10 protein-coding genes and 6 pseudogenes are annotated in these 20,307 nt (G+C 63.8%); 1 reads left to right on the forward strand and 15 read right to left on the reverse strand.

What is annotated here, in order from left to right; genetic code table 11:
• Positions 1 to 141: 141 nt before the first annotated feature.
• The 10 genes and pseudogenes from QNJ43_RS08455 to QNJ43_RS08500 all read right to left on the reverse strand — a co-directional run bounded on the left by QNJ43_RS08455 (position 142) and on the right by QNJ43_RS08500 (position 11,575).
• Positions 142 to 1,618: pseudogene (locus tag QNJ43_RS08455) on the reverse strand (mannitol dehydrogenase family protein).
• A 33-nt stretch (positions 1,619 to 1,651) separates the two neighbouring features.
• Positions 1,652 to 2,653 (reverse strand): ABC transporter ATP-binding protein, encoded by a 1,002-nt coding sequence (locus QNJ43_RS08460; RefSeq protein WP_300469063.1) that lies wholly within the window; start codon positions 2,651 to 2,653, stop codon positions 1,652 to 1,654.
• 36 nt (positions 2,654 to 2,689) lie between these two features.
• Positions 2,690 to 3,520 (reverse strand): annotated as a pseudogene (locus tag QNJ43_RS08465) (carbohydrate ABC transporter permease).
• 2 nt (positions 3,521 to 3,522) lie between these two features.
• A pseudogene (locus QNJ43_RS08470) lies at positions 3,523 to 4,392 on the reverse strand (sugar ABC transporter permease).
• 203 nt (positions 4,393 to 4,595) lie between these two features.
• A pseudogene (locus QNJ43_RS08475) lies at positions 4,596 to 5,823 on the reverse strand (sugar ABC transporter substrate-binding protein).
• A 755-nt stretch (positions 5,824 to 6,578) separates the two neighbouring features.
• Positions 6,579 to 8,385, reverse strand: a pseudogene (gene edd / locus QNJ43_RS08480) (phosphogluconate dehydratase).
• A 143-nt stretch (positions 8,386 to 8,528) separates the two neighbouring features.
• Positions 8,529 to 8,819: a 6-phosphogluconolactonase gene (locus QNJ43_RS08485; protein ID WP_300469064.1), complete on the reverse strand. Its 291-nt coding sequence runs from the start codon at positions 8,817 to 8,819 to the stop codon at positions 8,529 to 8,531.
• Positions 8,820 to 9,071: 252 nt separating this feature from the next.
• Positions 9,072 to 10,522: pseudogene (gene zwf, locus QNJ43_RS08490) on the reverse strand (glucose-6-phosphate dehydrogenase).
• Between the two features lie 58 nt (positions 10,523 to 10,580).
• Positions 10,581 to 10,838, reverse strand: coding sequence for a PfkB family carbohydrate kinase (locus tag QNJ43_RS08495; protein ID WP_300469067.1), 258 nt, complete (start codon positions 10,836 to 10,838; stop codon positions 10,581 to 10,583).
• Positions 10,739 to 11,575, reverse strand: coding sequence for a PfkB family carbohydrate kinase (locus tag QNJ43_RS08500; protein WP_300469068.1), 837 nt, complete (start codon positions 11,573 to 11,575; stop codon positions 10,739 to 10,741). Before QNJ43_RS08500 ends, QNJ43_RS08495 begins: the two co-directional genes overlap by 100 nt.
• A gap of 307 nt (positions 11,576 to 11,882) precedes the next feature.
• Between QNJ43_RS08500 and QNJ43_RS08505 the strand changes: the two genes are divergently transcribed.
• Positions 11,883 to 13,124, forward strand: coding sequence for an ROK family transcriptional regulator (locus tag QNJ43_RS08505; protein ID WP_300469070.1), 1,242 nt, complete (start codon positions 11,883 to 11,885; stop codon positions 13,122 to 13,124).
• A gap of 258 nt (positions 13,125 to 13,382) precedes the next feature.
• On the opposite strand, the gene truB is transcribed toward QNJ43_RS08505, so the two are convergent.
• From truB to nusA, 5 genes are all read right to left on the reverse strand, one after another.
• Positions 13,383 to 14,327 (reverse strand): tRNA pseudouridine(55) synthase TruB, encoded by a 945-nt coding sequence (gene truB, locus QNJ43_RS08510; RefSeq protein WP_300469071.1) that lies wholly within the window; start codon positions 14,325 to 14,327, stop codon positions 13,383 to 13,385.
• 317 nt (positions 14,328 to 14,644) lie between these two features.
• On the reverse strand, positions 14,645 to 15,058 hold the full coding sequence (gene rbfA / locus QNJ43_RS08515) for a 30S ribosome-binding factor RbfA (RefSeq protein ID WP_300469072.1): 414 nt from the start codon (positions 15,056 to 15,058) through the stop codon (positions 14,645 to 14,647).
• Between the two features lie 151 nt (positions 15,059 to 15,209).
• A complete protein-coding gene (gene infB, locus QNJ43_RS08520) occupies positions 15,210 to 17,810 on the reverse strand; it encodes a translation initiation factor IF-2 (RefSeq protein WP_300469074.1) in 2,601 nt (866 codons plus the stop codon).
• Between the two features lie 36 nt (positions 17,811 to 17,846).
• Entirely contained in the window at positions 17,847 to 18,479 is a 633-nt protein-coding gene (locus QNJ43_RS08525; RefSeq protein ID WP_300469077.1) for an RNA-binding protein, read from the reverse strand.
• On the reverse strand, positions 18,458 to 20,293 hold the full coding sequence (gene nusA / locus QNJ43_RS08530; RefSeq protein WP_300469078.1) for a transcription termination factor NusA: 1,836 nt from the start codon (positions 20,291 to 20,293) through the stop codon (positions 18,458 to 18,460). The genes QNJ43_RS08525 and nusA overlap by 22 nt, the downstream gene beginning before the upstream one ends.
• Between the last annotated feature and the right edge of the window lie 14 nt (positions 20,294 to 20,307).

Consider the following 20,307-nt stretch of genomic DNA (forward strand, 5'->3'; position numbering starts at 1 on the left):
GGATGACGTTATCGTGTTGAGAGAGCAGATGAAGCGCGCAACATATACAACGTCATCCTGAGGAGGCGCTACGCGCCGTCTTCAAGGATGGGCCCCTTGTTTCGCATGCGCTTTCACCCCTCTCCCCCCTTCAAACCCGCCCTACAATTCCCCCGCCAGATAGCGCTTCAACATCGCCTCGGTCCCTGCCGCCCACAGCGCATTGAGCGCGCGGGCGAATGCCTGCCGGAAGCCCTCATCGCGCGCCACGTCGCCGTAAACCGCCTCCTGCTCCAGCCACATGACCGGATCGGCCTTGGCGGCTCGGGCGAGCGGCACCAGCGTTTGCCAGTTCGGATCGTTCGGCTCGATCACGGCACCGGACTCCGTCTCTCCGAAGCAGTAGCGGCACCATAGCGCGGATTCCAGTGCCAGACCCGTCACGCAGGCGCCTGCGGCCAGCCGGTCGGCAATCGTCGTGACGATGAATTTCGGCTGCCGGTTAGAGCCGTCGAGACAAAGCCTTCTCACCGTGTCGCCGATCTTCGGGTTGGCGAAGCGGCGTTTGGTCTCGCCGAAATACCAGTCGAGATCCGTATCGAGCACGGGCGGGACGACAGGGATGATCTCGTCGCGCTCGATCTTTTCGAGAAACGCCGCGATCAGCGGATGTTCCATCGCCTCGTGGACGAAATGGATGTCAAGCATCCCGGCCGGATAGGCGATCACCGCATGGCCGCCGTTGAGGATCCGGATCTTCATGATCTCGAACGGCGTCACATCCTCCACGAACTGCACGCCGACGGTCTCGAGCGCCGGGCGGCCCGCGGGGAACTTGTCATCCAGCACCCATTGCTTGAAATCCTCGCAGAAGACCGGCCAGGCATCCTCGATGCCGAAGTCGCTTTTCAGCAGATCCCGCTCGCGCGCTCCAGTCGCGGGGGTAATGCGGTCGACCATGCCATTGGGAAAGGCGACGTCCTTGGCGATCCGGTCGCCGAAATCCCGATCCCATTGGCGGGCGACGCCCGAAACCGCATCGCGCGCCACCACGCCGTTATGGGGAATGTTGTCGCAAGACATCACAGTGAAGGCGGGCGTGCCCTTGCGTTCGCATCACCTCAGCCCCGCGGCGATGAGGCCGAAGACGGTGGAGGGGGCCTCCGGGGTCCCGCCGTCGGCGACGATGGCCGGGTGGGAGGGATTGAAGTGCCCCGCCGCATCGACGAAATAACCGCCCTCGGTCACGGTCAGCGAGACGATGCGGATGGCCGGATCGGCCAGCTTGTCGATGATCGCCTTGGCATCGGCGATCGGCAGGATATCAATCATGGCGCCGGTCACATGGGGCCTGGCTGACCTCGGCCGACTGATCGACCACGGTGGTCAGCCAATCCTGGGAGGCGAGCGCCTCGCGCATGCGTTCGTCCCCCGCCATCACGCCCGCCCCGACGATCGCCCAATCGTGATCGCGGCCCGTGGAGAAGAGCGCATCCAGATAGACGGCCTGATGGGAGCGGTGGAAGTTGCCGACACCGAAATGCAGGATACCGGCGGAAAGGTCGGTCCGTGCATAGCGCGGGATTTCGGCAAGCCCCGCGATGGCGGAAAGCGTATCGGCGGAAAGCCTGATGGTCATGGTCGTTCTTCCCGGTTGGGGCCGGCCTTGCTCTCAGCGAATGGCAAGGCCGCGGGCATCGAAGCGGTGGATCTTGTCGGCCTGCGGCGTCAGGTAGACGCGGGCGCCGTAGCGAACGGGGAACTCGCTGTCGACCCGCGCGGTCAGGGTGCCCAGATTGTCCGTCTGCACGTGCAGGAACGTGTCGGAGCCCAGATGCTCGGCAATCGAGACCTTGCCCGCCCACGCGCCGGTATCGGTCGACACGTCCATATGTTCCGGCCGGATGCCGATGGTGGTGGCGTTGTGCGTCTCCGCCAGATCGCCCTCGATGAAATTCATCTTCGGCGAGCCAATGAAGCCTGCCACGAACAGATTTCGAGACGCGGTGTAAAGATCGAGCGGCGAGCTCACCTGTTTCACGCGCCCCGCGTTCAGCACCACGATCTTGTCGGCCATGGTCATCGCCTCGACCTGATCGTGGGTCACGTAGATCATCGTCGTGCCGAGAGTGTTGTGTAGCTTGGAAATTTCCAGGCGCATGTTGACCCGGAGCGCGGCATCAAGGTTCGACAGCGGCTCGTCGAACAGAAAAGCGGCCGGTTCGCGCAAGATGGCGCGGCCGATGGCGACGCGCTGGCGCTGGCCGCCGGAAAGCTGGCCCAGACGATGGTCGAGATAGTCCGTCAGGTTCAGGACGCTTGCGGCATTCTCCAACTTCTCGTCGATGACGGCCTTTGGAAGGCCCGCCACCTTCAGCGGAAAGGCGATGTTCCTTCGAACCGACATGTGCGGGTAGAGCGCGTAGAACTGGAAGACCATGGCAAGCCCGCGTCGGGCGAACGGGGTATGGGTCGCGGGCTCCCCGTCGATGCGGATTTCCCCGGTGGTCACGTCCTCAAGCCCCGCGATGAGCCGCAGCAAGGTCGACTTTCCGCAGCCCGAGGAACCGACGAAGACGACGAACTCGCCGTCCTCGATATGCAGGTCGAGCGGCGGAATGACCTCGGCATGGCCTAAGGTCTTGGTGATCTTGTCGAGAACGATCTCTCCCACGTCCCCTCCCCCTATTTGTGACCTGTTTCCTTGACCCTATTTCACCGCGCCGAAGGTCAATCCGCGCACGAGCTGTTTCTGACTGAACCATCCCAGGATCAGGATGGGCGCGATCGCCATGGTCGAAGCGGTCGACAGCTTGGCGTAGAACAATCCTTCCGGGCTCGAATAGCTGGCGATGAAGGCCGTCAACGGCGCCGATTTCGCCGCCGTCAGATTGAGCGTCCAGAACGCCTCGTTTCACGCCAGGATGATGTTGAGCAGCAGCGTGGAAGCGATGCCGGGCACCGCCATCGGCGTCAGCACGTAAAGGATCTCCGCCTTCAGACCCGCCCCGTCCATGCGCGAGGCCTCCAGGATCTCGCCCGGGATCTCGCGAAAGTAGGTGAACAGCATCCAGATGATGATCGGCAGGTTGATCAGCATGAGGACGATCACCAGACCGGTGAACGTATCGAGAAGCCCCATGTCACGGAAGATCAGGTAGATCGGGATCAGCACGCCGACCGGCGGCAGCATCTTGGTCGACAGCATCCACATCAGGATGTCCTTGGTGCGCTTGGCGGGCACGAAGGCCTTCGACCAGGCGGCCGGAATGGTGACGGCCAGTCCCAGCACGGTGGAGCCAAGCGAGATCACCACGGAATTCAGGAAATGGCGGAAATAGTTGGAACGCGACTGCACCTCCGCATAGTTTGCCAGCGTCCAGTGAAAGCCGATGAAGGAGAGCGGCGAAGCGACCGCCTCGGCCTCCGTCTTGAAGCTGGTCAGCACCGTCCACAGGATCGGGAAGAAGATTGTCAGCCCGATCGCCCAGACCAGAACGGTCATGACGGTCTTGCGGCGTTTGGAGGTCGCGCGGGCCATGATCAGATGTCCAGGTTCTTGCCGATCATCCGCATCAGGAAGATCGCGACGATGTTGGCGAGGATGACGGCCACGATACCGCCGGCGGAGCCGCCGCCCACGTCGAACTGCAACAGCGACTAGGCATAGACAAGATAGGTAATGTTGGTGGTCGCATAGCCCGGCCCGCCATTGGTGGTAACCAGGATTTCCGCAAAGACCGAGAGGAGGAAGATCGTCTGGATCACCACCATCACGGTGATGGCGCGCGCCAGATGCGGCAGGGTGATGAAGAAGAAGGTGGAGACCGGTCCCACCCCGTCCATTTCCGCCGCTTCCAGTTGTTCGCGGTCGAGCGACTGCAGAGCGGTCAGAAGGATCAGGGTGGCGAAGGGCAGCCATTGCCAGGCGACCATGCCGATGACGGAGGCGAGCGGCGCCTGGGCGAAAAAGTCGAAGGGCTGAAGCCCGAGTGCCTTGGCGGCGGCGAAGAGCCCGTTGACCGGGTTCATGAACATGTTCTTCCACACCAGCGCGCCGACCGTCGGCATGACGAAGAACGAGGCGATCGCCAGAATGCGCACGATGCCTTGTCCCCACATGGGCTGATCTAGCAGGATCGCCAGCAACACCCCGCCGGCAATGGTGATCACCAGCACCCCGCCGACGAGCAGCAACGTGTTCAGCAGCGCGGCGAAGAAGGCGGGATCGGTGAGGAAGTAGCTTTAATTGGCGAAGCCGATGAAATCGTGCGTGCCGGGGATCAGCAGATTGTAGTGCAGGAACGAGAAATAGACGGCCATCGACAGGGGGATGATCATCCACCCCAGGAGCATCAACACGGCCGGGGATAGCATCAGCCGTGCCGCAGCCCGCGAATGGATCGTGGCCATGGTCGCACACTCCGTCGACTGGTCGGCAACCGATGGAACGAACCGTTCCGGCCTCGATGCCTGACGATCCGGCCCAGGGGCCGCAAAGGGGGAAAATCCGCGCACGCCGCCATGTCGCCGGGAAGCGACCGGCCGGCATGGGGATTTTCAACACCCCCCATGCTACCATGCTTTTGTCGGCGATGCCCGTACGTGAAGCGCGGCTACTTGATGTAGCCGGCCTTGGTCATTTCGCGGGTGACGAGGCTCTGTGCCATCTGCAACGCCTGATCCGCGAACATGTTGCCTGCAAAAGGGCTGCGGAGAAGAGCTGGCCGACCGCAGTGCCAATGCCCTGAAACTCGGGGATCGAGACGAACTGCGCGCCCGTATAGGGGATCTCCTGCACCGACGGCTTCTCGGTGTCGACGGCGTTGATGGAGTCCAGCGTCATCTTCGCGAACGGCGCGGCCTTCTGATAGTCGGGGTTCTCGTAAAGCGAGGTGCGCGTGCCCGGAGGCGAGGCGGCCCAGCCTTGCTTGCGACGAGTTCCGTGTAGCGCTTCGACGTCGCCCAGGCGACGAAGGCCTTGGCCGCGTCCGCCTTCTTGGTGGAGGCGGGGATCGCCAGGTTCCACGACCACAGCCAGTTGCCGTGATTGTCGACGCCATCATTGTTGGGGAACTGGGCGAAACCGACGCTGTCGGCGACCGTGGAATCATTCTTGTCGGTGACGAAGGAGGCGGCGACCGTGGCATCGATCCACATGCCGCACTTGCCCTGCTGGAAGAGCGCCAGGTTCTCGTTGAAGCCGTTCGACGAGGAGCCCGGAGAACCGTAATTTTTCATCATGTCGAGGTAGTCGGTCAGCGTGGCCTTCCATTCTGGGCTGTCGAACTGCGGCTTCCAGTCCATGTCGAACCAGCGCGCGCCGTAGGAATTCGACATGGCGGTGATGAAGGTCATGTTCTCGCCCCAGGTCGGTTGATCGGACATGTCGATCCCGACCTTCTCCGCCAGATCGGTGCGATACGTCACCATGGCGGATTCGCCGTAGAAGGGCGCCCCATAGAGCTTGTCGTCCATCGACAGGCCTCCGGCGATGGCGGGCAGAAGGTCGGCCTTGTCGTAGTCGCCGGACATGTCGTCCAGCGCCATGAGCCAGCCCTGCTTGCCCCAGATCGGCACTTCGTAGTTGCCGATGGTCATCACGTCGTATTGACCGCCTTTGGTGGCGATGTTCGTGGTCACGCGCTGACGCAGCACGTTCTCTTCCAGGGTCACCCATTCCAGATCGATGTCGGGGAGGTCCTTGGTGAAATCGTCGGTGAGCTTCTGAATGCGGATCATGTTGCCGTTGTTCACGGTGGCGATGGTGATCGTTTCCGCATGTGCGGCGAACCCGAGTGCACATGCACTGACGGCGCCGAAAAGCCAGGCCCTGTAAATCATGGTTCCTCCCAATCTGCGGTCTCAAGCCGCACGGCCGAACGGTGAAGTTTCAGCAGCCTGCGAACCTCCTTGGCAGACGGATCGGTAATTCTCGAAACTATGCCGGAGCGTTTCCGGCTTGTCTATAAATAAATCACATTGATTTATTTATAGACAACGAGCTTTCAGCGACGCAAAACACCGCAGTGAAAATCATCTTCCGCGGGTGTTTTCACCGTCTCGACCTTAGGATATGCCCCTAAACAAGGCCACGACCGAGCGTCCCCATCCGCGCCACAGACGCGGCCTCGTCACAATTGTCATTCCCGACGGGTAAGAGAGGTACGGAGAAGGGAGACGCACACCGGAGCGTTTCATGGTTTGACGGAAGCTGGCCGCGGAAAACACCTCTTCCAAGGGGAGAGGTCGGGCCGCAGGCCCGGGTGAGGGGAGGTCGGGTTCTCCGTATCCTTGAGAGCGCGACACCCCTCACCCCAGCTCTCTCCCCATGGGAGAGGGGGCGAAGACGGCCGCCACTTGTTCCCTCATTCTGGACCGAGCACACACATCAGCGCGTGTCGACAGATCCGGAATCCAGCGCAAGACGTGCCGAAGGCTACTGATGCGCGACTAGCGCCTTTTCCCCGTGCAGAGCGGTCAGAAAGAACTTTGGACGGCGCTCACGCGCCGACTGAACCCTGGATTCCGGATCTCTCGACACGCCTCACGGCGTGCTCGGTCCGGAATGAGGGGCGGGTGGCGAAATTCATCGTCCCTCAAACCACCACAGCAGCGCCCGTATCGGCCGTGCCGACGGCCTCGCGGAAAGCGGCGAAGAGTTCGCGACCGATACCGTGCTGATTGGCGGAGAGATCCGATCTGGCCGGTTCGCGCGCCGCGAATTCCGCCGCATCGACCAGCACTTTCAGCCTGCCCGCCGTGGCATCGAGGCGGACGATGTCGCCATCCTTCAGCCGCACGATCGGACCGCCGTCGGCGACTTCCGGGCTGACATGGATCGCCGCCGGCACCTTGCCGGAGGCCCCGGACATGCGCCCGTCGGTGATCAACGCGATCTTGTGGCCGCGATCCTGGGTGACGCCCAGCGCCGGGGTCAGCGAATGGAGTTCCGGCATGCCGTTGGCCTTGGCCCCCTGAAAACGCACCACTACGATCAGGTTATGATCGAATTCGCCCGCCTTGAAGGCGGCCTTGACCTTCTCCTGATCGTGGAAGACGCGCACCGGTGCCTCCACCACGTGCCGCTCCGGCTTGACGGCCGAGGTTTTGATGACCGCACGCCCGAAATTGCCGAAAAGAAGGCGCAAGCCGCTATTTTCCTAGAAGGGCTCGGAAACGGGACGCAGAATCACGTCGTTGCTGCTCGCCTTCGGCCCATCGCCCCACACGATCTCCTAGCCAGAGAGCTTCGGCTCCTGCGTGTAATGCGACACCCTTCGCCCGCGACAGTGCGTACGTCCTCGTGCAGAAGGCCTGCCTCCAGCAATGCGCCGATCATATAGGCGAGCCCGCCGGCTGCGTGGAAATGGTTCACGTCCGCCAGTCCGTTCTGGTAGACGCGGGCCATCAGCGGGGTGACGGCGGAAATCTCGGCCATGTCCTGCCAGTCGAGCACTATGCCCACCGCCCGCGCCATAGCGACCAGATGCAGCACCAGGTTGGTGTAGCCGCCCGTGGCGTTCAGCCCGACCAGGCCGTTGACGAAGGCGCGCTCGTCGAGCACGTCGCAAACGGGGGGTGAATTCGTTGTCCTTCGCGGTGATCGCCAGCGCACGCTTGGCAGCGGCCGCCGTCAACGCATCGCGCAACGGGGTGTCGGGATTGACGAAGTTTGTCCCCGGCAGGTGCAATCCCATGAATTCCATCAGCATCTGATTGAAATTGGCCGTGCCGTAGAAGGTGCAGGTGCCCGGCCCGTGGTAGCTCGCCATCTCCGCCTTCAAAAGCTCGTCGCGGCCGATCTCGCCCGACGCATAGCGCTGACGCATCTTCGCCTTCTCGTCTTTGGGAAGGCCCGAGATCATCGGACCGGCGGGTGCGAAAACGGCCGGGATATGCCCGAAGGTCGCCGCAGCCATGACGAGGCCCGGCACGATTTTGTCGGAGACGCCCAGATAGATCGCGGCATCGAAGCAGTTATGGGAGAGCGCCACACCGGCGGCGAGCGCGATCACGTCGAGCGAAAACAGCGACAGCTCCATGCCGGGCTGTCCTTGCGTGACGCCGTCGCACATGGTGGGCACGCCGCCTGCGACTTGTGCGGTGTCGCCCTCCGCGCGCACCGCCGCCTTAATCAAGATCGGGGAAGCGGCCAAAGGGCTGATGGGCCGACAGCATGTCGTTATAGGCGGTGATGATACCGATATTGCCCGAGCTGCCGTCGGCGATCGCCTCCTTGTCGGGACCGACGGCGGCGGTCACATGGGCGAGATTTCCGCAGGTCAGATGCACGCGCGCTGGACCGGCGTCGGCCGCCCGTCGACAGCGCTCCAGATAGGCGGAGCGGCTTTCGCGCGAGCGTTCGCGGATACGGTCGGTGAGCTTGGAAAGCGTCTGGTGCATGGGACCTCTCCCGGAATTTTGAATTTGCGCCTATTCGGCGAAATGGACGGTCGCCCCGTCCAGAATAGCCCGAACAGACGCCTCGTGCGGATCGCTCAGCGTCAGCGCCTGTTGCAGGGTCTCGCGCTTTGGCGGTCCGGCGATCAGTATATGGCGCTCGCCTGCGCCTTTGAGAACGCGCGCCGACAGGGGGTGACGCGCGGCTCCGGCTGATCGGCCGTGCGCACGGCAACCAGCGCAGGGGCGTTTTCATCGAGTGCATCGCTCAGGCCCACGGCGCCGGGAAAAAGCGATGCCGTGTGCATGTCCGCTCCCATGCCGAGGACAGCGATATCGAGCGGCAGGGCGGTCTGCTCCAGACCGGCGGCAACGGCGGGCAGCGAGCCGTCGGGCTCTGCCGTGCCTCCATAGAGCAGGGCGAAGGTCGCGTTCACCCAGAAGCTTCTGATTGGAGCGCTGGGATGTCGGCGGCACCCAGCGTTCGTCGGTCAGCGTGACGACGACCTTCTCCCAGTCGAGCTTTGACCGGTTGAGCCGCTCCAGCATCGGCCCCGGCGTGGTGCCTCCGGCAATTGTGATGCGGGCGACGCCGCGTTCGTCCAGCAGGGCGCGCAGCCGGGCGGCGAGAAGATTCGCCAATCCGTCCGCCAGCGCTTCGCGCGAGGGATATTCGATGATCTTCGGGCTCATTGGGAAAGCTCCCGCAAGCGATGGCCGTCGCGGTGCATCAGCATGAGCGCATCGTCTGGTCCGGCGGATCCGGGTTCATAGAGTTCCGGCCGCTCATCATCGACGCGCGCGGTGATCGCATCCACCCAGGCCCAGGCGGCCTCCACCTCATCACCCCGCATGAACAGTATCTGGTCGCCGCGAATAACGTCTATCACCAGCCGTTCATAGGCATCCGGCATTCGCATGTTCGATGCGCCCAGCGTATCGGCGAAGGTCATGTCCAAATCGGCAAGGGCGAGCCGCATGCCACCCGGTCCCGGTTCCTTGATGATCATGCCCAGCATAATGGCCTCGCAAGGCCAGCACATTCTGCGCCGCACGACCGCTGGCGGCGGGAAAGATCGAATGCGGCGCCGACTTGAACACCACCGCAACCTCTGAAACCCGCGATTTCAGGCGCTTTCCGGTGCGAAGATTAGAAGGGCACGCCCGACCAGCGCCAGTTCGCGACCTCTGCCTTCAGGGCGATGAAGGTCTCGGTGCGGCTCGTCGGCGCATCCGCATCCTCAACGTAGGAAGGCGTGCCGGGACCGGCTGCGTATTGACCGCGCACCACCCGGTCGAGATCGGTAAGCGGGGTCAGCGCGTGCAGCACTTTCAGCTTTTCGTCGTGCACCGCATCGGGCTCAAAATGGGAGGGCGGCTCCATCGCGACGAAACACAGCAACTGAAGCAGATGGTTCTGCACCATGTCGCACATAGCGCCGATGCCGTCGTAATAGGGCCCGCGCCCCTCCACACCGACCTTTTCGACCACCGTGATCTGAACGTAATCGATATGGCGGGCATTCCACAGCGGCTCGAAAAAGGCGTTGGCGAACCTGAGCGCCATCAGGTTCTGCACCGTCTCCTTGCCGAGATAGTGGTCGATACGGAAAATCTGATGCTCGCCGAAATGCCCGGCGAAGACGCCGTTGAGCGCCTTGGCGGAGGCGAGATCGTGGCCGAGCGGCTTTTCGATGACGAGACGCGAATACTCGTCCGTCAATCCCGCCCGGTGCACGCCTTCGGCAATCGGGCCGAAGAAGCGGGGGGCCACGGAAAGGTAGAAGGCGCGCGAGCGCGCCGTGCCGTTCTCGGGCAGGGCCTGTTTCAGGTTCTGCCAGCCGTGTTCCTGCATCACGTCGAGAGACACGTAGTCGAGCGCGGTGAAAAACTTGCGGCGCATCTCCGCGTCTTGCGCATCGGTGCCGCCGAATTCGTCGAGCACGGCCTCGGCCATGCGCCGGTAGCCATCCGCATCCAGATCCGCACGCGCAACGCCGACCAGACGCGCTTCCTCGGGCATCTGCCCGTCATGCATGCGGTGATAGAGCGCCGGGATCAGCTTGCGCCGGGCGAAATCTCCCCTGGCCCCGAAGATGACGAGATCGAACGGATCGACGGGGACAACACGAGCAACCATCAACTACCCTCCTTGCCGGTACCGGCCAGTTCATTCATCAGTTCATTGCATCAATTCGTTACGCAAATTCGTTGCATCTGGGCATGTTCGCCCCGCGCCGCGTGCAGGTGATCGCCGAGGCCTCCACCACGAATGAGACGAGATCAGCGAGACGATCGCCGTCGAGGTCCTCAAGCGCGGCGCGCGTCGTCATGCTGCGTTCGGCAAGATCGGCGATCAATGCTGCCTGAAAACTGTCGCCCGCGCCGACAGTGTCAACAACCGGGACCGGCCGCGTCTCCACCTCGACCGTGACACCGCAGCCATAGGCACACACACCCCCGCCCGGCCACCCGTCACGACCACGATCCCCGCACCGGTCGCCCGCCAGCGCGCGGCAACGGCCACGAAACATTCGCCGGGATACAGAAACTCAAGATCTTCCTCCCTCACCTTGACGACATCGCTGTGACTCACGAACGCCTCGATGCACCGACACCAGACGTCGCGGTCGCTCTCCACCGTGAAGCGCACGTTGGGATCGAGCGTGATGAGGCGCCGTCCGGCCTCGCGTTCGGCCAGCTCCAGCAGGGCGGAGCCCACCGGCTCCACCACCAGCGAGTAGGACCCAAAATGGATGCCCCATACGTCTTCAGCGAGATCCGGCAAATCGCCGCTATTCAACGCGCGGTCTGCCGCGCCGGTTCCGTAAAACGTGTAGGCGGGGCCGCCGTCCGGCCCCACATCGACGAGGCTCAACGTGGTCGGATTGGGAAAGGAGATCACATGCGCCGTGTCGACGTTCTCGCGCTCCAGCGCATGAATGAGCCGTCGCCCGAGCGGATCGCTGGAAATTCCGGAGAAAAAGCCCGACCGATGGCCGAGACGTGAGATCCCGATCGCCACGTTGAACGGGGAGCCACCGATCCGGCCGTCGAAACCGATGCGGGCCATGCCACCTACATCGGCGTCAGCACCGTAGTCGCTGACGAAGAGATCCCACAACGCTTCACCGCAAACCAGAAACATCCGTTCTTCCCCGCGTCCCTGCCGATTGGTGAACAGTCCCCGCATCTCAGGTCGTTTTCCGACTCTTTTCGGATGCGCGTCTCTCGGGCGAAGCCGGATCCGTCGCGATATCGCATGCCGACTGGTCGCCACCGCAAGGGGACGATAAGTTACCGTACATGCTATTCGAGATTCGGTCCTACGCCCTACCGCTTTGCCCCGCTTTTCGCCGGCCTTTAGCTAGACGTCTCCTCCGTAGGCGTAAATCCGCCATAGCGGAAACGTTTTGTCAATAAATAAATCACTTTGATTTTAATATTAGAACATGCATAGCATTGCCACCAACTGCGACGACCAGTGAGGAAACCACGTCATGCGAGGCGGTGATACTGCGGGGCTGCGTGCTTACAACGAACGCCTGATCATGAGCGCACTGCGTCGTGCAGGGACCTTGTCGCGCGCTGAAATCGCACGGGAAACGGGCCTTTCCGGGCAGGCGGCCTCGGTCATCGTCGGCCGTCTGATGGAAGGCGGACTGGTCATAAAGCTGGAAAAGGTGCGCGGCCATGTGGGCCAGCCCTCCACGCCGATCGCTCCCAATCCCGTCGGCGCCTTCTCGCTCGGCGTGAAGATCAGCCGCCATTCCGTGGAAGCCTTGCTGATCGACATGGTCGGCGAAGTTATCGGCTCGTGCCGCGAGCGCTATCAGGCGCCGATGCCCGAGCGCACGATTTCCATTGCGGCCGATCAGGTCACCGAACTGCTTGCCCGTCTGGACGAGACAGCGCGCGGGCGCGTCGTCGGTATCGGCGTCGCCATGCCGGGCGAACTGGAAACCTGGGCGACCGAGCTCGATCTGGCGCCCGGCTCGCTCGACGGCTGGCGAACGGCCGATGTTGCGAGCGCACTTGCACGCGCCACCGGGCTGAAGGTCACGCTGCACAACGATGCAACGGCGGCATGTGCGGCAGAGATAATTGCCGGCGAGGCAATCGCCACCCGCTCCGCGCTCTACATCTACATGGGCACGTTCATCGGTGGCGGCATCGTGCTGGACGGCAAGCTCTATCCCGGAGAGCAGGCCAATGCGGGCGCGATCGGCTCCATGCCGGTCGGGGTCGGAAACGGATCCCTTCGGGCGAAAAGCGGCACGAAGGGCCCGGACCAGCTCATTCATTCGGTCTCCGTCCTGGAATTCGAGCACACGCTGGCGGCCGCCGGGATCGACGGCCAGGACGTTCTTTATGCGGACAAGACATCGCCGGAGATCGAGGAGATCTTCGAGCGCTGGATGGAAGCCGCCTTGCCCGAGCTTGCCCGCGCGGTTGTGGCGGCCCTGTCGATCATCGATTTTCAGGCCGTCATCGTCGACGGCTTGCTGCCGCCGCCCTGGCGCGCCCGGCTGACCGAACGACTGGCGGAAACGCTGGAGAATTTCAACAGGTCGGGACTGTCGCCGACGCAGGTACTGGCGGGCAGCATCGGCCCGATGGCGCGCGTGCTGGGGGCAGCGCTGCTACCGCTGGAGGCGCGGTTTTCCCCGAACACGGATCTGCTGGTGCGCTCAGGTGCGAAATCGGCGGACGCGGGCGAGACAACGCGCAAGGCGGGGTAGAGCCGTCCTAGTGCTGTCGACCTTCGGGATGAGGTCCGGCACCGAAACTCGGAGCCAAGTCTAAACCGGGTACGTTTTGTCCATGGCTGTCATCCCCACGAAGGCGGGGATCCAGTAACCACAGGACTTCGCTCACAGGCTAGAACCGCCAGTCGCACGGAGTGCTGGATCCCCGCCTTCGCGGGGATAACAATTGTGCTGGAGGCATTCGGCCCGGACAAACACGGACGATCTTAGCCCTTTCCTGCCTCGCTCGGTTTACTGCTGCCCCGCGATGGAAAACACGCGGCGCGGCTTCACTTCGCCCTTTTCCGCCGTGCAGATGGCGATCAGGCGCCCCTGGCAGGTGATGTAGACCTCGCCGCCCAGAACCGGGGCATCGCGGCCGCGCATGATGACGCCCTGACCGCGGCGCAGGCGCGCCTCATCATTGCGGCTGACCGCCACTTCCGGCAGGTCTTGAAGCGCCGTTTCCACCGCGAGAAGCTCGCTTTCGGCAGCAACCACCGGCGTTTCCGCTTTTTCCACCGCTTCCGCCAGTTCCTCCAGCGTGACCATGTCCTCCTCGCCGAAGGGACCGACGAGCAGGCGGCGCAGTTCCACCACGTGCGCGCACGTTCCGAGCCTGCGGCCAATGTCGCGCGCGAGCGCCCGGACATAGGTGCCCTTGCCGCATTCGCTTTCGAACACGGCCGTATCCGCATCGGGCATGTCGACCAGATCGAGGCGATGCACCTCGATCTCGCGCGGCTTCAGCTCCACTTCCGCGCCCTCGCGGGCCAGATCGTAGGCGCGTTCGCCGCCGATCTTGATGGCGGAGAATTTCGGCGGCACCTGTTCGATCGTGCCGGTGAATTCGGGCAGGACATCGTGGATGTCGTCGGCTTCGGGGCACACGTCGGAGGTCGCGATGACCTGACCCTCGGGGTCGTCCGTGTCCGTCTCCTCACCCCAGCGCACGGCAAAACGGTACACCTTGCGCCCGTCCATCACGTAAGGGACGGTCTTCGTCGCCTCGCCGAAGGCGATCGGCAGGCAGCCCGAGGCGACCGGGTCGAGCGTGCCCGCATGGCCTACCTTCTTGGGGTGGAACAGGCGCTTCAGCCGAGACAACGCGTCGTTGGAGGTAAGACCGATGGGCTTGTCGAGAACGAGCCAGCCGTCGATGTCGAACTTGGGGTGCTTCTTCTGCTGCCGCTTCATGGAGTGTCGTTCGTTCAAGGTCGAGTTGGCCGGGGATATCCGATGGGGTGACGGGCATTCCCCACGTTGTCATCCCCGCGAAGGCGGGGATCCAGTAACCACAGGAGGTAGACGACCGCCGCGGGCGGTCCGCTTCAACCGCATGTCATCCCGCCGAAGCGAAATCGAAGTGTCGAGCCCCAGTAACCGCGACATGACGCCGGGGCGCTTCGCGAGTCGGCGATAGTGATTACTGGGTCCCCGCCTTAGCGGGGATGACAACGTGGGGGATGCCACGCAGAGCACACGGCCGCCGACCCGGCAGCCGGGAGATACACCTACTCCTCGTCGTCGCCTTCGTCGTCCAGATCGCGCGCCACTTCCGGCTTGCGCAGAAGCTGGGTGATCCGGTCGTCGTCGTCGAAACGGGTGTCGAGGCGGAAATGCAGGTCGGGCATGAATTTCATGGTCATACGCCGCGCGACCTGGCCGCGCAGATACTTGCGGTGACGCCCCAGCGCCTCCACGACGGCCTCCGCATCCATGCCGCCGAGCGGCATGATCAGCACGGTGGCGTGCTTGAAGTCGGGGGAAACACGCACTTCCGGCACGATGACGATATGCGTCTCCAGCACCGGATCGCGCACGTCGCCGCGCGACAGGATTTCGGACAGCTCCTTGCGCAGCAATTCGCCGACGCGAAGCTGGCGCTGCGAGGGCATGCCCTGCGCCTCGTCCTTAAACCGGCTCATGGTCATATATCCGTTGATAGACGAGCGCCGACGGAGATCGAACCGAGTCGGCGCCGGAATTGTTTTGTCGCTCCGGCGCCCCGGAGCCTGTCGTGAAGCGATGTCCTGACGGTCGGGGCGCGCCGCGCGTCCCGACCGGAAAACGTCGTCCTTACAGCGTGCGGGAGACCTGCTCGACGCGGAAGCACTCGATCACGTCCCCGACACGCATGTCGTGGTAGTTCTCGAAGTTCATGCCGCATTCCTGGCCGGACTCGACCTGCTTGACGTCGTCCTTGTAGCGCTTGAGCGTGCCGAGCTTGCTCTCGTGGACCACCACGTCGTCGCGGATGAGGCGCACTTCCGCGCCGCGTTCCACGATGCCCTCGGTGACCAGGCAACCGGCAACCTTGCCAACCTTGGAGATGTTGAACACCTGCAGGACCTCGGCATTGCCGAGGAAGGTCTCGCGCCGTTCGGGGCTGAGCAGGCCCGACATGGCCGCCTTCACGTCGTCCACCAGATCGTAGATGACGTTGTAGTAGCGGATCTCGATGCCTTCGCGCTCGGCCGCCTTGCGCGCCTGCTTGTTGGCGCGCACGTTGAAGCCGATGATCGGAGCGTTGGAAGCGGCTGCCAGCGTGACGTCCGCCTCGGTGGTGCCGCCTACGCCCGCATGCAGCACGCGGGCCGCGACCTCGTCGGTGCCGAGCTGTTCCAGAGCACCGACGATGGCTTCCGAGGAACCCTGCACGTCGGCCTTGATGACCAGCGCGAACTCCTTCTTCCCCGTCTCCTGGAGACGGTTCATCATCTGCTCCAGCGAACCGCGTGTACCGACCGCGGTGATCGATGCCTTCTCGCGCTTCTGGCGCTGACGGTAGTCGACGATCTCGCGAGCACGCGATTCGTTTTCCACCACCGCGACCAGATCGCCGGCCTCAGGCGTACCCTGGAAGCCGAGGACCTCGACGGGCTTGGACGGCAGAGCCGCCTGCACCTGGTTGCCGTTCTCGTCCAGCATAGCGCGCACGCGGGCCCATTCGGACCCGGCGACGAGGATGTCGCCGACATGCAGCGTGCCCTTCTGAACCAGAACGGTCGCGACCGGGCCGCGGCCCTTGTCGAGCTGCGCTTCGATGATCGTGCCTTCCACGGTGCGATCCGGGTTAGCCTTCAGCTCCAGGATTTCCGCCTGCATCAGGATCATTTCCAACAGCTTGTCGAGGTTTTGCTTCTTCAGCGCGGAAACCTCGACCTCGATCGTGTCGCCGCCCATCGATTCCACCACGATCTCCTCGGAGAGGAGTTCGGTGCGCACCCGGTTGGGGTCGGCGCCCGGCTTGTCGATCTTGTTGATGGCGACAATGATCGGAACGTCGGCCGCCCGCGCATGGGCGATAGCTTCCTTCGTCTGAGGCATGACGCCGTCATCGGCGGCCACGACGAGGATGACGATATCCGTCGACTTGGCACCGCGGGCACGCATCGCGGAGAAGGCGGCGTGGCCCGGCGTATCGATGAAGGTGATCTCCTGGCCGTTCTGCTCGACCTGATAGGCGCCGATATGCTGCGTGATGCCGCCGGCCTCGCCGGAGACCACGTTGGCGTGGCGGAGCGCATCGAGCAGCGAGGTCTTGCCGTGGTCGACGTGGCCCATGATGGTAACCACCGGGGGACGCGCCTTCAGATCGGCCTCGTTGTCGGCTTCGGAGAACAGGCCCTCTTCGACGTCGGATTCCGACACGCGCTTGGGCGTGTGACCCATTTCCTCGACGATGAGCTGCGCGGTATCGGCGTCCGGCACGTCGTTGATCTTCATCATCTGGCCCTGCTTCATCAGCAGCTTGATGACGTCGACCGAACGCTCGGACATGCGGTTGGCGAGTTCCTGGATGGTGATCGCATCCGGGATGGTCACCTCACGCATTACCTTCTCGCGCGGCACCTGCTGACCGGCACGCTTCTCCTTCTCGCGACGGCGGCGCAGCGAGGCGAGTGAACGGCCGCGCTGGTTGTCGTCACTGAAGTTGGAGTTGATGGTCAGCTTCGACTTGCGGCGATCATCGGAACGCGGCGTCGGCTTGTTCGCGGGCACGGCGGGCTTTGCAGCCCCGCGCTTGGGCGCACGGGCCGGACGATTGGCTTCTGCCGTTTCGCGCTTGGCGGCCGGACGCGCATGCTGGGTGTGAGCGGCAGGCTGCTGCTTGGCAGCAGCGGGCTCGGCCTTGGCAGAGGGCGCAGCCGGTTCTGGAGCCGGGGTAGCGGCGGGCTTTGCAGCCTCTTCGGCCGCGCGCCGGGCTTCCTCTTCGGCCTTGCGCTTGGCAGCGGCCTCTTCTTCCTTGTGGCGCTGCTCTTCCTCGGTCTTGCGCTTTGCCTCTTCTTCGGCGCGGCGCTTGGCTTCGGCTTCCGACTGCTTGCGTTCTTCAACGGCGCGCACCTGCGCATCGCGGAGCGCTGCGGCGCGGGCCGCGGCCTCTTCGGCCGTCAGCGTGCGCAGAACGTTGCCGCCACGCTGCTTGTTCTGCTGCAGCGGCCGCTTGGGTTGCTCGGTGCGCGCCTGCGAGGGCTGCTGGGGAGCGGCTTCGGTCTTGGCCGGCTGCTCGCCCGGCGGCATCATGCGGCGCTTCTTTTTCTCGACGACAACCTGCTTCGTGCGCCCATGGGAGAAGGACTGCCGCACGGTCCCGGACTCCACGCCACGGGAAAGGGACAGCGTCTTCTTGCGCTCCACGGGAATCGTTTTGTCGCCGGTGTCTTTGGTATCGCTCATTCTTGCCTTCAGTCCTGCGCCGCCGCTTCTGGCGCCCTAGCTACCGTCCGTCGCCGGTTCGTTCGCGGCGGAATCTGCCCGGAACCTGTCCAGCGCGCAAGCACACGCCATGAAACTTCTGCTCGCCCGGCCCGCGAGAATTGCAGCATGTATCACATTTGCCCGCCCCAATGCCAAATCCAATTGGCCGGAGGTAAACGAGCGCAGGACCGGGGGCCCGCCAGCCGGTCCGAAACGCGCCACCCGAATGGCGGCGAGCTTGCGTATTCCGTCTTCCGCCGCATCCGATGCATGCACCAGCGCGGCGATGTCGTCCTTTTCCAGTGCGGCTTCCACCTTAGAGAAGCCGGTCACCACGGCTCCCGCCTTGCGGGCGAGACCCAGCGCGCCAAGCGCCAGCGCCGTCAACCGGTCCTCGACACGATCCGCCACGCCCGGCTCGATACGGATATCGGCCTTGAAGCCACGGGAAAAGACCCGCTTTTTCTCCCCCGCCGCCACCGCGGCCCGCGTTGCCGTGATCCAGACACCGCGACCGGGAAGCTCCCGCTTCAGATCCGCTACCACCGTCCCGTCCGGCGCAAGGACGAAGCGGATCATCTCATTGACGGGACGATGCTCGCGGGTAAGCGCGCATTGTCGCTCCGTCAGCTCACTCTGCCGTGACATGGACGGCCTCCCGGCCCGGCGCTATCACAGCGCGCCTCGTCCTCGTCGACGGCTTCCTCGGCTCTGTCGTCAGCGCTTTCCTCGGCATTGCCGGCCGCCGGAGAGCCGAACACGGCCTCCGCCGCTTCGAGCCCATCGGCGGCCTCCGGATCGCGACCTTCATCCTCGGACGCCGTGATCCCCTCACCGAAGACGGAGGCCTCTTCATCACCCTCGCCGTAGTCCTCGACAGCTTCTTCCTCTTCGGCCTGCTCGGCAAGCAGGTCTTCTTCCGAAATCCAGCCGGCCGCAACACGCGCCTGCATGATGAATTGCTCGGCCTCGGCCCTGGAGAGGTCGAAGTCGCTCAGCGCACCGGTGAAGCGGGTCACCTCGCCGTCTTTGCGCTCCGACCAGCCGACGAGGTCGTCGGTGGCGCATCCGGCAAGGTCCTCGATGGTCTTCACGTCGTCCTTGCCCAACGCCACCATCATGGCGGTGGTCATGCCGTCGATCTGACGCAGCTCGTCGGCCACGCCCAGTTCGATCCGCTCCGCATCGAGCTTGGCTTCAAGCTCTTCCAGATGCTCGTGGCCGCGCGCCTGCAGCTCTTCCGCCGTCTCGACGTCGAAGCCCTCGATGGACGCGATCTCGTCCGGGTCGACATAGGCCACTTCCTCCACGGAGGAGAAGCCTTCGGAGGCCAGAAGCTGCGCCACCATCTCGTCGACGTTTAGCGCCTCGGAGAACAGCTGGCTGCGCTCGGTGAATTCCTTGTGGCGGCGTTCGCTCTCGTCCGCCTCGGTCATGATGTCGATGTCCCAGCCGGTCAGCTGGGAGGCAAGACGCACGTTCTGGCCACGACGGCCGATGGCCAGCGACAGCTGATCGTCGGGCACCACCACCTCGATGCGCTCGGCATCCTCGTCGAGCACCACCTTGGCGACTTCCGCCGGCTGCAGCGCGTTGACGATAAACGTTGCGGCATCCGGATTCCAAGGAATGATGTCGATCTTTTCACCCTGAAGCTCGCCGACCACCGCCTGAACGCGGGAGCCGCGCATGCCGACGCAGGCGCCGACAGGGTCGATCGAGCTGTCGCGCGAGATCACCGCGATCTTGGCGCGCGAGCCCGGATCACGGACAACCGAACGGATCTCGATGATGCCGTCGTAGATTTCCGGCACTTCCTGCGCAAACAGCTTCGCCATGAACTGCGGATGGGTACGCGACAGGAAGATCTGCGGGCCACGCTGCTCGCGGCGCACATCGTGGATATAGGCACGGATGCGATCGCCGGTGCGGAACGCCTCGCGCGGGATCAGCTCGTCGCGGCGCACGATCGCTTCCGCGCGGCCCAGATCGACGATGACGTTGCCGTATTCCACTCGCTTGACGACGCCGTTGACGATGTCGCCGATGCGGTCCTTGAACTCTTCGAACTGACGATCGCGCTCGGCTTCGCGCACCTTCTGCACGATCACCTGCTTGGCGGACTGGGCGGCGATACGGCCGAAATCGAGCGGCGGCAGCGGCTCGGAAATGAAATCGCCGAGTTCGGCCTCCGGGTTGCGGGCATGCGCGTCTTCCAGGGAGATTTCCGTGGAGATGTTCTCCACCGTCTCAACCACCTGCAGAAGCCGCTGCAGCTTGATCTCGCCCGTCTTGGAGTTGATCTCCGCCTTGACCTCGGTCTCCGACCCGTAGCGCGAACGCGCGGCCTTCTGGATCGCGTCTTCCATCGCTTCGATGACGATCTGGCGATCGATCACCTTCTCGCGCGCAACAGCGTCCGCAATCTGCAGCAATTCCAGGCGGTTCGCACTGACAGCCATCGTCTTCTCCTTGC

Source organism: Breoghania sp. (assembly GCF_030066895.1).
Taxonomy (GTDB): Bacteria; Pseudomonadota; Alphaproteobacteria; order Rhizobiales; family Stappiaceae; genus Breoghania.

What these genes read in the sequence shown, in the direction of transcription:
- QNJ43_RS08500 (WP_300469068.1), bottom strand. Translation starts at nt 11,575, where the DNA reads ATGCGGGGACTGTTCACCAATCGGCAGGGACGCGGGGAAGAACGGATG.
- QNJ43_RS08505 (WP_300469070.1), top strand. Translation starts at nt 11,883, where the DNA reads ATGCGAGGCGGTGATACTGCGGGGCTGCGTGCTTACAACGAACGCCTG.
- truB (WP_300469071.1), bottom strand. Translation starts at nt 14,327, where the DNA reads ATGAAGCGGCAGCAGAAGAAGCACCCCAAGTTCGACATCGACGGCTGG.
- rbfA (WP_300469072.1), bottom strand. Translation starts at nt 15,058, where the DNA reads ATGAGCCGGTTTAAGGACGAGGCGCAGGGCATGCCCTCGCAGCGCCAG.
- infB (WP_300469074.1), bottom strand. Translation starts at nt 17,810, where the DNA reads ATGAGCGATACCAAAGACACCGGCGACAAAACGATTCCCGTGGAGCGC.
- QNJ43_RS08525 (WP_300469077.1), bottom strand. Translation starts at nt 18,479, where the DNA reads ATGTCACGGCAGAGTGAGCTGACGGAGCGACAATGCGCGCTTACCCGC.
- nusA (WP_300469078.1), bottom strand. Translation starts at nt 20,293, where the DNA reads ATGGCTGTCAGTGCGAACCGCCTGGAATTGCTGCAGATTGCGGACGCT.